Raw genomic sequence first — 506 nt, 5'->3', positions numbered from 1 at the left:
CATTTTTAATGAAAGTAATATTCAATCAAGAGGAAAGAATGCGTTAGATTTAGCTAATAGCATTATTGAACAAAGTATTCAATTGGTTGTTTTCTTCTGCGGAAATATAAGAAGAGATGAACTGCCTGAAACGCTTGCTGCTAAAGGAGTTGAAGTAAAAGAAGTGGTGGTGTATGAAACAATAGAAACAAAAAATCAATTGATAAAACCTACAATGGTATTCTGTTTTTCAGCCCCAGTGCAGTAAGAAGTTTTTTTTCAAATAATAGAGTAGCAACCAATACTGTTTTATTTGCTATCGGCAATACAACTGCTGCCGAAATAAAAAACTTTTCAGCTAATACTATTCAAACAGCTAATGAATCAGCAAAAGAGTTGTTGTTAAATCAGGCTATTCATTACTTTCAATCATACAATCATACATCAGTAAATCAGAAATAACTACATGCTTAAAAACGATTTATTATTAAGAACATTAAGAGGCGAGCAAACTGAACGTACACCTA

General features: G+C 31.6%; 2 protein-coding genes. Both read left to right on the top strand.

Features of this window, described 5'->3' with window-relative positions:
- Window positions 1–247, top strand: a 247-nt coding sequence (locus E3E36_RS11595; RefSeq protein WP_206203653.1) for a uroporphyrinogen-III synthase, incomplete at its 5' end; no start/stop codon positions are given.
- Window positions 199–441: a uroporphyrinogen-III synthase gene (locus E3E36_RS13700; RefSeq protein ID WP_167895550.1), complete on the top strand. Its 243-nt coding sequence runs from the start codon at window positions 199–201 to the stop codon at window positions 439–441. The genes E3E36_RS11595 and E3E36_RS13700, both read left to right, overlap by 49 nt.
- Window positions 442–506: the final 65 nt, after the last annotated feature.

Source organism: Thermococcus sp. M36, assembly GCF_012027355.1.
Classification (GTDB): domain Archaea; phylum Methanobacteriota_B; class Thermococci; order Thermococcales; family Thermococcaceae; genus Thermococcus.
Note: the sequence above shows the minus strand (reverse complement) of the source record. Positions and strands in the feature narration are given on the sequence as shown.